The organism is Ramlibacter alkalitolerans (assembly GCF_016722765.1).
Taxonomy (GTDB): Bacteria; Pseudomonadota; Gammaproteobacteria; order Burkholderiales; family Burkholderiaceae_C; genus Ramlibacter; species Ramlibacter alkalitolerans.
In genome coordinates, this window is the sequence record NZ_JAEQND010000005.1 from 1 (window position 1) to 13,074 (window position 13,074).

Here is a 13,074-nt window from a genome sequence, read left to right on the forward strand (position 1 = left end):
GAGCAGCTAGACCAGGTCGCCAGAAAGCTCAATACACGTCCCAGAGAGACTTTGGGATTCGAGTCACCAGCCGAAAGGCTGGCAGCCACCGTTGCATTGACCGGTTGAGACCGCCCCCCGCCTGCGCGGGGATGACGGAGGACATCAGCCGACGTGCTTGGCGAAGAACGCCAGCGTGCGCTCGAGCGCCAGCTTCGCGGCTTCGGCGTTGTACGAGCCGCGATGGTCGCAGTTGAAGCCGTGGTTGGCGTGGTAGACGTGGACCTCCACCTCCGGATGCGCCTTCTTGAACGCTTCGACGCTCTCGAGCGAGATCCAGTGGTCCTGGTCGCCGAAGTGCGCCAGCACCGGGCACTTCGGCTTGCGGGCGACTTCGTCCGGCGTGGTGACGCCGCCGCCGTAGTAGGGCACCGCGGCACTCAGGCCGTCGAGGGTGCAGGCCGAGCGCCACGTCAGCAGGCCGCCGTAGCAGTAGCCGACGATGCCCACCTTGCCCGCCTGCGAAGCATGCTGGATGGCGGCCTGGATGTCCTGCATCACGCCGGGCGAGGGCAGGCTCTCGGTGGCGGCCTTCAGGGCCATGCCCTGCTCCATGTCGGCCTGTTCGTAGCCCAGCTCCACGTTCGGCTTGACGCGATGGAAGGTCGCCGGCGCGACCGCGAGATAGCCCTGCTCTGCGTAGCCGTCCGCCACGTTGCGGATGTGCGAGTTGACGCCGAAGATCTCCTGGATGACCACGATGCCGCCCTTGGCCTGGCCCTTGGGCTGCGCCACGTAGGCGGGAATGGACTGGCCGTCGGCGGCCTTGATTTCGGTGAACTGGCCCATGAGTGTCTCCTGTGTGGGGTGTTGGAATTCGGGAAGGCGCGAGCTTCCCTCAGGGGACCGGGCGCGTCAACCGACGGGCTTTTGATGTAATGGCGGCTCGCGCCGCAGCCTGCGCGGCAGTGGAGAAGAAAGAATGGATGAAGTGCTCCTGGTCACCGGCGGCAGCCGCGGCATCGGCGCGGCGACGGCCGTCCTGGCTGCGCGCAAGGGCTACAAGGTGGCCGTGAACTACACCCGCAACGGAGCGGCGGCCGAGGAAGTCGTTCGCACGATCCGTGCGGCCGGCGGCACCGCGCTCGCGCTGCAGGGCGACGTCGCCGAGGAGCAGCAGGTGCTCGCGCTGTTCGCCCAGGTGGACGCGCAACTCGGGCGGCTCACCGCGCTCGTCAACAACGCCGGCGTGGTCGACCGGCCGCAGCGCGTCGACGAGATGGACCTGGCGCGCCTGAAGCGCATGTTCGACATCAACGTGATCGGCAGCTTCCTCTGCGCCCGCGAGGCGATCCGGCGCATGAGCACGCGCCATGGCGGGCGCGGCGGCGCGATCGTCAACGTCTCCAGCGCCGCGGCGCGGCTTGGCGCGCCGGGCCAGTACGTCGACTACGCGGCGGCCAAGGGCGCGATCGACAGCTTCACGATCGGTCTGGCCAAGGAGGTCGCGGCCGAAGGCATCCGCGTCAATGCGGTGCGGCCGGGGCTGATCGAGACCGACATCCACGCTTCGGGCGGCCTGCCGAACCGGGTGCGCGACCTGCAGCACCAGGTGCCCATGCAGCGCGGCGGCAGCGCCGAGGAAGTGGCGCAGGCGATCGTCTGGCTGCTCTCGCCCGAGGCGAGCTACACCACGATGTCGCTGGTCGAAGTCTCGGGAGGCCGCTGATGGCCGTGACGATCTGGTGGGAAGACATGCAGCCCGGCACGGTGCGCGAGCTGGGCACGACGACGGTGACGAAGGAGGAGATCCAGGAGTTCGCGGCGAAGTACGACCCGCAGCCCTTCCACCTCGACGAGGAGGCGGGGCGCCGGTCGATGTTCGGCGCCCTGGCCGCCAGCGGCTGGCAGACCTGCGGGCTGGCGATGCGGCTGACCGTGGACAACCTGCTGCGCCACACCGACAGCAAGGGCTCGCCGGGCCTGGAGAGCCTCAAGTGGCTCAAGCCCGTGTACCCGGGCGACGTGCTCTCGCTGCGCCACACCATCGTGGAGTCGCGGCCGCTGCGCAAGCGCGCGGACACGGGCATGGTCCGCGCGCGCTGGGAGATGTTCAACCAGCATGGCGACAAGGTGATGGAGATGGAGGGCTACGGCTTCTTCGGCCGCCGCGAGCCCGCCACCGCGGAGGAACTGGCGCGCATCGATGCGCAGCGCGCCGGCGCCTGATGGACTTCAAGCCGCTGATCACCCTGCTGGCGATCGTCAATCCGCCGGCGATCATCCCGTTCTTCATCTACTACACGCACGGGATGACGGGCGAGCAGCGGCGCCACACGGTGGTGGTGTCCGCGGTGACGGCCTTCCTGGTGATCGCCGCCTGTGCGCTGTTCGGCATCCGCATCCTGGAGTTCTTCGGCATCTCGCTCGCGAGCTTCCAGGTCGGCGGCGGCATGCTGCTGCTCACCAGTTCGCTGAACATGCTCAATGCCAAGCCGGCGGAGGCCAAGCCTTCGAGCAACGAACTGGAAGCCGGCGCGGAGAAGGCCGCCATGGGCGACAGCGTGGCGGTGGTGCCGCTGACCATCCCCCTGCTCACCGGGCCGGCGACGATGTCGACGGTGGTGATCTACGCCGAGCGCGCGCGGAACGCCTTCGAGCTCTCGATCCTGGTCGGCTACGGTGTCGTGATTGCGCTGGTCACGGCCGTGTGCTTCGCGCTGGCCGAGCCGATCGCGCGCATCCTGGGCAAGACCGGGATCAACGTGCTGACGCGGCTCATGGGCCTGATCCTGGCGGCGCTGGCGGTCGAAGTGATGGCCGAGGGGCTGGGCAAGCTCTTCCCCACCTTGCGCGGCTAGGCGGTTCGCAAGCCTCCGTTGCCGCGCCGCGCCTGGGCCGTCCGCGGCTGGCGCGGCCTGGAAACACTCCACACTTGGCGCCGTAGGTCCCGGATGACGGCCCGCAGGGCTTGAAACCGACAAGACTTCCCTTATCATTAGCACTCGTTGGAGTTGAGTGCTAACAGCCGAGCTGCCAGCACCCTCCACATCAGTTAATGAGCGCTAACTTTTCTGTTGGCGCTTTTTGATGCCCAAACTCTCATTGAAGGAGATGCAATGAAACTTCGTCCTCTGCACGACCGTGTGATCGTCAAGCGCCTCGAACAGGAAACCAAGACGGCGTCCGGCATCGTGATCCCGGACAACGCCGCCGAGAAGCCGGACCAGGGTGAAGTCCTGGCCGTCGGCCCCGGCCGCAAGAACGACAAGGGCGAAACCATCCAGCTGAACGTGCAGGTCGGCGACCGCGTGCTGTTCGGCAAGTACAGCGGCCAGACCGTCAAGGTCGATGGCGAAGAGCTGCTGGTCATGAAGGAAGACGACCTGTTCGCCGTGATCGAAGGCCAGGCCGCCGGTCTCAAGAAGGTCGCCTGAGCGCCTTCCGTTCCATTCATCCCCCCGAATACTCACCGAGGTAAGAACACATGGCAGCTAAAGACGTTGTTTTCGGCGCTGACGCGCGTCACCGCATGGTCGAAGGCGTGAACATCCTGGCCAACGCGGTCAAGGTCACCCTGGGCCCCAAGGGCCGCAACGTGGTGCTCGAGCGCTCCTTCGGCGCCCCCACCGTGACCAAGGACGGCGTGTCCGTGGCCAAGGAAGTCGAGCTGAAGGACAAGCTCCAGAACATGGGCGCCCAGATGGTCAAGGAAGTCGCTTCCAAGACCAGCGACAACGCCGGTGACGGCACCACCACCGCCACCGTGCTGGCCCAGGCCATCGTGCGCGAAGGCATGAAGTACGTGGCCGCCGGCATGAACCCGATGGACCTCAAGCGCGGCATCGACAAGGCCGTCCTGGCCCTGACGGAGCAGCTGAAGAGCGCCTCCAAGCCGACGACCACCTCCAAGGAAATCGCGCAGGTCGGCTCCATCTCCGCCAACAGCGACGAGTCCATCGGCCAGATCATCGCCGACGCGATGGACAAGGTCGGCAAGGAAGGCGTGATCACCGTCGAAGACGGCAAGTCCCTGCAGAACGAGCTGGATGTCGTCGAAGGCATGCAGTTCGACCGCGGCTACCTGTCGCCCTACTTCATCAACAACCCCGAGAAGCAGTCCGCCCTGCTGGACAACCCCTTCGTGCTGCTGTACGACAAGAAGGTTTCCAGCATCCGTGACCTGCTGCCCGTGCTGGAGCAGGTCGCCAAGGCCTCCCGCCCGCTGCTGATCGTGGCCGAGGAAGTCGAAGGCGAAGCGCTGGCGACCCTGGTGGTCAACACCATCCGCGGCATCCTGAAGGTCGTGGCCGTCAAGGCCCCGGGCTTCGGCGACCGCCGCAAGGCCATGCTGGAAGACATCGCCATCCTGACCGGCGGCAAGGTGATTTCGGAAGAAGTCGGCCTGACGCTCGAGAAGGTGACGCTGGCCGACCTGGGCCAGGCCAAGCGCATCGAAGTGGGCAAGGAAAACACCACCATCATCGATGGCGCCGGTGCCGCCGCCGACATCGAAGCGCGCGTCAAGCAGATCCGCGTGCAGATCGAGGAGGCCACGTCCGACTACGACCGCGAGAAGCTGCAGGAGCGCGTGGCCAAGCTGGCCGGCGGTGTGGCCGTGATCAAGGTCGGCGCCGCGACCGAAGTGGAAATGAAGGAAAAGAAGGCCCGCGTGGAAGACGCGCTGCATGCCACCCGCGCTGCCGTGGAAGAAGGCATCGTGGCCGGCGGTGGCGTGGCCCTGCTGCGTGCGCGCCAGCAGATCGGTGAACTCAAGGGCGACAACCCCGACCAGGACGCCGGCATCAAGCTGGTCCTGAAGGCCATCGAGTTCCCGCTGCGCGAGATCGTGGCCAACGCCGGTGGCGAGCCGAGCGTGGTGATCAATGCCGTGCTGAACGGCAGTGGCAACTACGGCTTCAACGCGGCCAACGACACCTATGGCGACATGATCGAGATGGGTATCCTGGACCCGACCAAGGTGACCCGCACCGCGCTGCAGAACGCCGCGTCCGTGGCCTCGCTGATGCTGACCACCGAAGCGATGGTCGCCGAAGCGCCGAAGGACGAAGCGCCCGCCATGCCTGGCGGCATGGGCGGCGGCATGGGTGGCATGGGCGGCATGGACATGTAATGTCCGCCTGAGCTCCCCAGCTCTGATGAGAAGCCGCGGTGCAAGCCGCGGCTTTTTTTTCGTTCCGGAGCGACGCTAAACGGATCCTCCATCCGGCGGATGTACTCTCCAAGGAAGCATCATGGACCATCCCCCCGATCTCGACCGTCTCCTTGCCGAAGGCATGGCCGCCAGCCGCGAGGGCCGCAGCGACGCCGCCTTCGCCTTCTTCCAGCGCGCCAGCGAGGCCGATCCCGCCTCGGCGCTGCCACATTTCCTGCTCGCCTCCGAACAGGCCAGCGCCGGCGACTTCGCCCAGGCGGAGCTGTCCTTCGCCAACGCGCTGCTGCTGGCACCCGACTTCGCCCTGGCGCGCTACCAGCTCGGCCTGCTGCAATTCACCTCTTCGCGGGCGCCGGTGGCGCTGCTGACCTGGCAGCCGCTCCTTTCCCTGCCGGAGTCGGATGCCCTGCTGCACTTCGTGCGCGGGTTCGCCGCCCTCGGGCAGAACGCCTTCAGCGAGTCGCTGGCGCACTTGCGCCGCGGCCTGCAATGCACCCCCGCCAACCCGGCCCTGTGCTCCGATATCGTGCAGGTGGTCGAAGCCGTCGAGCGGCTCGAAAGCCGCGGGTCAGGCAGCGAGGAGGGGACGGGCACCGGGCACGTGCTGCTCTCGGCGTATTCGCGCGGCCTGCACTGAACATGCGCCCGATAGACCCCGGCCATGGGCTCGCCGCGGTCGTCCGCACCCAGCTTGCGGGCGTGCGCGGGCCGGCGAGAAGCAAGGCCGGGGCCGCAAGCCGCGCGCCAGCGGGGCAGCGCAGTCCCGGCACGGTCTCCGCAGCCACGGCCCAGCGCATCGCCGCGATCGCGCCCGACGACCCGGATCGCCCCCGCAAGGCGGTGCGCATCTACCTCGAGTCGGAACTGGCGCGCGAATTCGGCGCCGGGCTGCTGAACGACCCGGAATTCCCCACCCTGCTCGATGCCGTGCAGCAGCGCATGCACGAAGACGCGCAGACGGCCAGCGCCGTCGAGGCGCTCGGCCGCGTCCTGCTGGCCGGCAAGCTCACGCCGGCCTGAAGCCTGCGATCAGCGCGGCAGCGCTTCCACCTCGCGCACCCAGCGCTCCACCAGGCGCCGGCGCTCCGCCGCCTTGCCGAACTTCTCGAAGTCGTACTGGATCAGGCGCACGTTCTCCAGCGTCGGGATGCGCGGATCGGGCTTGAAGGTCTTGTTGGCGGGCACCTGCAGGCTGTTCGCGCGGGCGCCGATCTGCTGGCCGGCCGGGCTCATCAGCCAGTCGTAGTAGCGCTTCGCCTCGGCCGGGTTGCGCGCGCCGTGGATCAGGGCGATGCCGCCGATCTCGTAGGGCGTGCCTTCGCAGGGCGCGGCGGCGAAGACCGGGAACCTGTTCGTCAGCCGCTCGTTGTCGAAGCCGAAAATGAAACTCACGCCGATGGCGACCTCGCCCTTCGCCACGCTGCGCGCCTGCGCCGTGCCGCTGCGGGTGTACTGGCTCACGTTGCGGTGCAGTTTCTTCAGGTAGTCGAAGGCGGCGTCTTCCCCCATCAGCTGCACCAGGCCGGCGAGGATGGTGTAGCCGGTGCCGCTGGAGCCGGGGTGCGAGGTCTCGATCTCGCCCTTGTAGCGGGGATCGAGCAGGTCCTTCCAGCACTTCGGCGGCAGCTTCCGTTTCCGGAGCACCTCCGCGTTCCAGCCGAAGCCGATCGCGCTGGTGTAGAAGCCGCCGACCCGGTTCTGGCTCATGGCGTACTGGCGCACCGCCCAGCCGTGCAGGTCGTCCAGGTAGCCGGGCCGGTAGGGCTCCAGCAGGCCGGCTTCCGCCGCCTGGTAGAAGGGGTCGCCGGTGCCGCCCCACCACAGGTCCGTCTTCGGGTTGGCGGCTTCGGCGCGGATCTGCGCCAGCGCTTCGCCGGTCGGCTTGCGCGTCTGCAGCACGCGGATGCCGGTCGCCTTGCTGAATTCCTGCGCGGCCAGCTCGCACCAGGACTGGTCCGTGCTGCAGATGGCGTTGACGGTGCCCTGCGCGTGCACCGCGCTGCAGGCGAGCGCGAGGGCGGCCAGCCACGGCTTCATCGGGTCTCCTCGTTCAGAACCGCTCGTGCGGCCCGAGATAACGCCACTGCCCCAGCGGCAGCTGCCCGAGCGTGACGCGCCCGATGCGCACGCGCTTGAGGCCCACCACCCGCAGGCCGACCGCCTCGCACATGCGCCGGATCTGGCGCTTCTTGCCTTCGGTGAGCACGAAGCGCAGTTGCTCCGGGTTCTGCCAGTCCACCCGCGCCGGCTTGAGCGGCTGGCCGTCGAGGCTCAGGCCGTGCCGCAGCCGTGCCAGTTGACCGGGGGGGAACGCGGCCTGCACGTTTTCGGCCACGGTGCCGAACCCGACCCGCACGAGATACTCCTTCTCGATGCTGGAGTCTTCCGCGATCAGCTGGCGCGCCACCCGGCCGTCCTGCGTCAGCACCAGCAGCCCGGTGGAATCGATGTCGAGGCGGCCCGCCGGCACGAGGCTCTGGAGCTGCGAGGGCGCGAAGCGCCGCGGCGACAGGTCGCCCTTCCAGCGCGTGCGCGGCTGCACCAGCACCTTGGCCGGTTCGTAGCCGTCCTCGGCCTGGCCGCTCACGTAGCCGACCGGCTTGTGCAGCAGGATGGTGACCTGCTCGCGCTGCTGGCCGCGCGCCTTCGGGTCGACCTCGATGCGCGCCTGCGGCCCGACCTGCAGGCCCATGGGCGCGACCTGGCCGTCCACCTTCACCCAGCCGCGCGCGATCCACTCGTCCGCCTCGCGGCGCGAGCACAGGCCGAGGTCGGCCATGCGCTTGTTCAGGCGGGTCGTGCTGGATTCGGCATTCATGGGACGCACCGATTGTGCACAAGGCCGGCCGGCGGGCGCCCCTGCTCCGGTACGATTCAGCCCATGTCGTGGCTGGTCGCCCTGCTGCTTGTCGTGGTCGTCGCCGGCGGGGCGGCGTGGCTGCGCGGCCTGCACACGCTGGCAGCGGTGCTGGTCGTGCCCCTGTTCTCGCTGGTGTTCCTGGTCGGGCGGCGCATCGAGGCGCACCGCGACGCCGACTGGAGCACGGGCGCGCGCGCGGTGCAAGGCAGCTTCCGCCCCGGCACTCCCGGCGACTGCGACCGCTTCGGCCGGCCCGCGCCGTGGGACACCTGGGCGCAGGACGGCCAGCTGCAGTGTCCCCGCATCATCGAGGGCCGCGCCGCCCACGCGCCCTTCGCCCTGGTGCAGGTGCGCTATTCGGTGCGCGAGGCACGCGGCGAGGAGCACCCCGACACCTGGTACGAAGTCACCGTGGCCGTCGTGCCGCTCGCGCGCGCCGCGCCGCAGGGGAGGCTGGACACCGTCGATGCCGGCGCGGACTACGCCGGCGCGCACAACGGGCAGTCGCTGTTCGTGTGGAAGAAGAGCAGCCGGGGCGCCGGGGCTTCGCTGCCGGCGCGCGACTGGCCCGGGCTGCTGGACGAAGGGCGCCGGCTGGCCCGCGCCGCCGGAAGCTGAAAGCCGGCCGGCCCAGGCCGGCGCGGCTCAAACCGGCGCGGCCGACCCGGTCGTGTTCTGCGGGCTGGCGGTGGTCTTGATGCGCGGCATCGGCACCGTCGTGCGCAGCGCCTGCAGGTCCAGCACGCGCAGCCCGCCGTACTCCACCTGGATGATGCCCTGCTCCTGCAAGGTCGCGAGCGCCTCGTTCACGCGCTGGCGCGACAGCCCGACGAGGTAGGCCAGTTCCTGCTGCGTGATGCGCAGCACCTCGCCCACGCCGGGGAACAGCACCGCGTTGAACAGCGCCGCCAGGCTGCGGGCCACCCGCAGGTCCGGATTGCTCATGCGGTCGATCTCGCGCGCGGCGATGAACTGCCCCAGCCGCTCGTTCAGCTGGTTCATCACGAAGCGGTTGAAGCCGATGGAATGATCGAGCAGCCAGTGGAAGGTGTCGACCGGCAGGCCGGCGACCACGCTCTTGCGCAGGGCCTGCACGTTGTAGCGGTAGCTTTCCCGCTTGAGCACCGTGCCTTCGCCGAACCAGCCGCCCGGAGGCAGCCCGCTGAAGGTGATGCTCTGGCCCTGCTCGTTGTCGTTGCTCATCTTGAGCAGGCCCTCGACGACCCCGAACCAGTAGGTCACCGGGCGCCCCACCCGGCACACGTAGTCGCCGGGCAGTGCATCGCCGACCTTGATCTGCGACACCGTGCGTTCGCGTTCGGCCGGCAGCAGCACGGGCAACCAGGGAATGCTCGCGAGTTCCGCTGGCGTCGGGTCGCGCCTGCGCTGGTGGAGGGTGAGTTCAGCGGGGATCATGCTTTCACTTCCGCAAGCTTTGTCCCATTCTGGTCACCGGCAGCTGGCAAGAACCTGTTTCAGATCAAGATGCCCTTGCATCGTCTTCTCCAGCGCATCTTGTTCGAGCGTTGTCATGCCATCCGCAACAGCCAGCCGCAGGATTTCGTCCGCGGGCGCTCTCTGCTGGATCGCCTTCTTCACCGCCGGCGAGTTCATCAGCATCTCATACACGCCCAGCCGTCCCTTGTAGCCGCTGTGGTCGCATTCGGGACAGCCGCCCGGCGCATACAGCGTGACCTGGCCCTGCGCGTTGCCGTAGCGGGAGCGCCAGCGGGCCGCGATCTCCTCCGGCGCCTGGTGCGTCTCGCGGCAGTATTCGTGCGCCAGCGCATCGATCTCCTCCGCGCTCGCCGGGTGCGGCCGCTTGCACCGGCACAGCTTGCGCACCAGCCGCTGGCCGACCACTCCGAGCAGCGCATCGGAGAAATTGAACGCGTCCACCTCCAGGTCCAGCAGGCGCAGCACGCTTTCCACCGCGCTGTTGGTGTGCATGGTGGAGAACACCACGTGTCCCGTCAGCGAGGCGGTGGTGACGGTGCGTGCGGTCTCGGCGTCGCGCGTCTCGCCCACCATGATCACGTCCGGATCGGCGCGCAGGAAGCTTTTCAGCACCTCGGGGAAGCTCAGGCCCAGCTTCGCGTTGACCTGCACCTGGCACAGGCCGTCCTGCGTGATCTCCACCGGGTCTTCGACCGTCCAGATCTTGCGGTCCGGCGTGTTGATGTGCGCCAGCAGCGAGTGCAGCGTGGTGGTCTTGCCCGAGCCGGTGGGGCCGCACACGAGCAGCAGCCCATAGCTGCGGGCCGCCATCTGCTTGAGGTGGTCCAGGTCGCGCGGCGGAATGGCGAGCTGTTCCAGCGACAGCGCCCGCGGCGCCGCCAAGATGCGCATCACCACGTCTTCGAGTCCGCCCGCGGTGGGGATCGTCACCACCCGCAGCTCGAGGTGGCGCGGCCCCCAGTTCTCGAACAGGATGCGGCCGTCCTGCGGCCGGCGCCGCTCGGAGATGTCCAGTTCGGCCATGATCTTCAGGCGCGAGACGAAGGCGGCGCGGAAGTTCGGCGGCACCTCGATGTAGGGCGTGAGCACGCCGTCGATGCGAAAGCGCACCCGGCTCGGCTTGTCGTCAGCGCGCGATTCGACGTGGACGTCCGAGGCGCCCTGCTCGAAGGCGTCCATGATCATCTTGTTCACCAGCCGCACCAGCGTGTTGTCGGACTCGCTGACCGGGTCCTCCTTCGCCGTCTCGGCCGCCAGCCCGGTCTCTTCGCCCAGGCGCTGCAGCAGCTGGCCGACCTTCTCGCTGCTGCCACGCTCGCCATAGAACTGCTCGATCGCCACCTGCAGTTCCGGCTTCGTCGCCAGGCAGGGGTCGACCTTCAGGCCGGTGAAGAATTCCAGTTCGTGCAGCGCTTCCCAGGACAGCGGGTTCTCCAGCGCCACGGTCATGCGCTTTTCCGAGCGGAACAGCGGCATGGCCAGGTGCTTGCGCGCCAGCTCCGGCGTGATCGCCTTCACCGCGTTCGGATCGAAGGGAAAGCGCGTGAGGTTCACCGCCGGCACGCCGAGCTGGCTGACCATCACCTGCCGGATCACCTCGCGGCTGACGGCGCCCATCTCCACCAGCAGCTCGTGCAGCTGGCGGCCCTCGTCCTTCTTCTGCCGCTCCATCGCCGCGTCGCGCTGCTGCGGCGTGATCACGCCTTCCTGCACCAGCACGTCGCCCAAGTGCTTGCGATCGAGCTTGCGGCGCGCCAGGGCCTCCTCGACGTCGGCGCGCGTCTCGCTGCGGTCGCGGCCGTTGAATTCGCCGACGTTGGCCGCCGGCGCCGGCTGCAGCTGCACCAACTCCTGCGGCAGCGTGCTCACGTGCTCGCCCACGCGATAGTGCGCCACCGCCTGCGCCGGCACGAACCAGCGCAGCACCGCGTCGGCGTAGTTCACCACGTACAGGAACAGGCCGGCCTGGCGCGGCAGCACCGCGGCCACCTCCGCCTGCAGCACGGCCCCGTCCTTGAGCCGCACGGTGCAGGCCCGCTTGACGCGCCTGGGCCGCGTCAGCACCGCGCCGGGGGGTGCGGCCAGCGGCACGGATTCGAGTTCGATCGAGCGTGACAGGAACAGGCTGCGGAACTCCCGGAACGCCAGCGAGCGCCTGCCGCCGCGCTCGGGCTGGAAGTCCAGTGTGCCACCCTCGAAATCGAGCGCCAGCACGATCCCCAGCAGCTTCTCGCCGCCGTGCAGGGTGACGAGCGCGCGCTCGCAATCCGGCGCCGCCTGGTTGTCGATGACGCGCATGTGGTGCGGCGCGGGCCAGGCGAGCGCGACGGGCTCGGAAGCATCGGCCACTGCGGGCACGACATTGGAATGGGTGGACATCGTTTGGAAAACCTTCTCGATCAGCCTGCGGCCCACCGTCTGGCGCGGTGCAAGCGCAGTTCCCGAACAACCAGGGAAGAATCAGGCGGGCAGCACGAACCCCTGTTCGCGCAACAGCCGCAGGCAGGCGTCGACGGCCTGCGCATCGAGCCAGCGGCCGCGCATGCGTTCGATCTCCTGCAGCGCCGCGGCGACACCCAGCGCGGGCCGGTGGGCGCGGTGCGTGCTCAGGCCGTCGACCACGTCGGCCACGGCGAGGATGCGCGCTTCCAGCAGGATCTCCTCGCCCTGCAGCCCGTGCGGATAGCCGCTGCCGTCCATGCGCTCATGGTGCTGCAGCACCATCTGGGCGACGGGCCAGGGGAAGTCGATGTCCTTGACGATCTCGTGGCCCGTCAGCGGGTGCTGCCGGATCCAGGCCAGCTCCAGCGCCATCAGCTTGCCGGGCTTGGTGAGCAGTTCGGCCGGGGTGTGGAGCTTGCCGATGTCGTGGATCGTCGCGCCCAGGCGCAGGCCCTCGATGCGGTGCGGCGCCAATCCCATCTCGCCGGCGATCGCCACCGCGATGGCGGCCACGCGCTGCTGGTGGCCGGAGGTGTACGGGTCGCGCTTTTCCACGGCGCGCGCCAGCGCTGCGACGGTCTGTTCCAGGCTGCGCAAGAGCTTCTGGCCGGCCTCGCGCGCGGCCGCCTCGGCGCGGCGGCGGCGCGTGATGTCCACGGCATACACGTGGACGTAGCCGTCCCCGGGCACGGGTGCCAGCGTCACGTCGTAGCAGCCGCTGCCGACCGCCATCTCCTCGCTGCGCACCATGCCGGACTCGCAGGCTTCGCGGGCCATTTCGGCCCAGGGCGCCGGCACGCGCCGGCCCTCGTCCGCCCCGCAGGCCGCCAGGAAGGCGGCCGCCGCCGGATTGGCATAGAGCACGCTGCCGCACGGATCGAGCCGCAGCACGATGTTGGGGCTTCGTTCCGGCGCGCCGGCGAGCATCCGGATCTCCTGCTGCGGGGCCTCTTGCGGCCGCCCTTGCGGCGCCGGATTCGGCTCGCAGAGGTCGTCCATCGACACCAGCAAGGCCGAACCCGCCGGCCTCGAAGGCTGGCGTTCGGAGGCCGGACCGGGTGCTGCTGCTTGCATCCGTGGATTGCACCAGCGCCCGCGCCAGGGCACTTGACCTGCCTCAAGAGGCTCCAGCTTAGGGGCAGCCCCTACTAGGACATTC

The 13,074-nt window shown here is 68.9% G+C and carries 14 protein-coding genes; 8 read left to right on the plus strand and 6 right to left on the minus strand.

Annotated features, from left to right (window positions below; translation table 11 throughout):
• Positions 1–144: 144 nt before the first annotated feature.
• Complete coding sequence (locus JI746_RS09440; RefSeq protein WP_201688863.1) at positions 145–828, minus strand: dienelactone hydrolase family protein; 684 nt, start codon at positions 826–828, stop codon at positions 145–147.
• 133 nt (positions 829–961) lie between these two features.
• Between JI746_RS09440 and JI746_RS09445 the strand changes: the two genes are divergently transcribed.
• From JI746_RS09445 to JI746_RS09475, 7 genes are all read left to right on the plus strand, one after another.
• Positions 962–1,708 (plus strand): SDR family oxidoreductase, encoded by a 747-nt coding sequence (locus JI746_RS09445; RefSeq protein WP_201688864.1) that lies wholly within the window; start codon positions 962–964, stop codon positions 1,706–1,708.
• Entirely contained in the window at positions 1,708–2,208 is a 501-nt protein-coding gene (locus tag JI746_RS09450; RefSeq protein ID WP_201688867.1) for a MaoC family dehydratase, read from the plus strand. Before JI746_RS09445 ends, JI746_RS09450 begins: the two co-directional genes overlap by 1 nt.
• Complete coding sequence (locus tag JI746_RS09455; RefSeq protein WP_201688869.1) at positions 2,208–2,840, plus strand: MarC family protein; 633 nt, start codon at positions 2,208–2,210, stop codon at positions 2,838–2,840. Before JI746_RS09450 ends, JI746_RS09455 begins: the two co-directional genes overlap by 1 nt.
• A gap of 258 nt (positions 2,841–3,098) precedes the next feature.
• On the plus strand, positions 3,099–3,416 hold the full coding sequence (gene groES / locus JI746_RS09460; protein WP_201688871.1) for a co-chaperone GroES: 318 nt from the start codon (positions 3,099–3,101) through the stop codon (positions 3,414–3,416).
• Between the two features lie 50 nt (positions 3,417–3,466).
• Positions 3,467–5,113 carry a chaperonin GroEL gene (gene groL, locus JI746_RS09465; protein ID WP_201688872.1) on the plus strand — a complete coding sequence of 549 codons (1,647 nt, stop codon included), beginning with the start codon at positions 3,467–3,469 and terminating at the stop codon, positions 5,111–5,113.
• Positions 5,114–5,234: 121 nt separating this feature from the next.
• Positions 5,235–5,792 (plus strand): tetratricopeptide repeat protein, encoded by a 558-nt coding sequence (locus tag JI746_RS09470; RefSeq protein WP_201688873.1) that lies wholly within the window; start codon positions 5,235–5,237, stop codon positions 5,790–5,792.
• Positions 5,793–5,794: 2 nt separating this feature from the next.
• The gene (locus JI746_RS09475) at positions 5,795–6,175 is read left to right on the plus strand and encodes a hypothetical protein (protein ID WP_201688874.1); all 381 of its coding nucleotides are present in this window, start codon (positions 5,795–5,797) and stop codon (positions 6,173–6,175) included.
• Between the two features lie 9 nt (positions 6,176–6,184).
• Here the strand turns inward: JI746_RS09475 and JI746_RS09480 are convergent, their stop codons facing one another.
• Both JI746_RS09480 and JI746_RS09485 read right to left on the minus strand, forming a co-directional pair.
• Positions 6,185–7,192 (minus strand): ABC transporter substrate-binding protein, encoded by a 1,008-nt coding sequence (locus JI746_RS09480; protein WP_201688876.1) that lies wholly within the window; start codon positions 7,190–7,192, stop codon positions 6,185–6,187.
• 13 nt (positions 7,193–7,205) lie between these two features.
• Entirely contained in the window at positions 7,206–7,973 is a 768-nt protein-coding gene (locus JI746_RS09485; RefSeq protein WP_201688878.1) for a pseudouridine synthase, read from the minus strand.
• Positions 7,974–8,036: 63 nt separating this feature from the next.
• Between JI746_RS09485 and JI746_RS09490 the strand changes: the two genes are divergently transcribed.
• A complete protein-coding gene (locus JI746_RS09490) occupies positions 8,037–8,633 on the plus strand; it encodes a hypothetical protein (RefSeq protein ID WP_201688880.1) in 597 nt (198 codons plus the stop codon).
• Between the two features lie 27 nt (positions 8,634–8,660).
• On the opposite strand, the gene JI746_RS09495 is transcribed toward JI746_RS09490, so the two are convergent.
• From JI746_RS09495 to JI746_RS09505, 3 genes are all read right to left on the minus strand, one after another.
• The gene (locus JI746_RS09495; protein WP_201688882.1) at positions 8,661–9,431 is read right to left on the minus strand and encodes a Crp/Fnr family transcriptional regulator; all 771 of its coding nucleotides are present in this window, start codon (positions 9,429–9,431) and stop codon (positions 8,661–8,663) included.
• Positions 9,432–9,464: 33 nt separating this feature from the next.
• The gene (locus tag JI746_RS09500) at positions 9,465–11,852 is read right to left on the minus strand and encodes a GspE/PulE family protein (RefSeq protein WP_201688889.1); all 2,388 of its coding nucleotides are present in this window, start codon (positions 11,850–11,852) and stop codon (positions 9,465–9,467) included.
• A gap of 81 nt (positions 11,853–11,933) precedes the next feature.
• A complete protein-coding gene (locus tag JI746_RS09505; RefSeq protein WP_201688890.1) occupies positions 11,934–12,989 on the minus strand; it encodes an HD-GYP domain-containing protein in 1,056 nt (351 codons plus the stop codon).
• Positions 12,990–13,074: the final 85 nt, after the last annotated feature.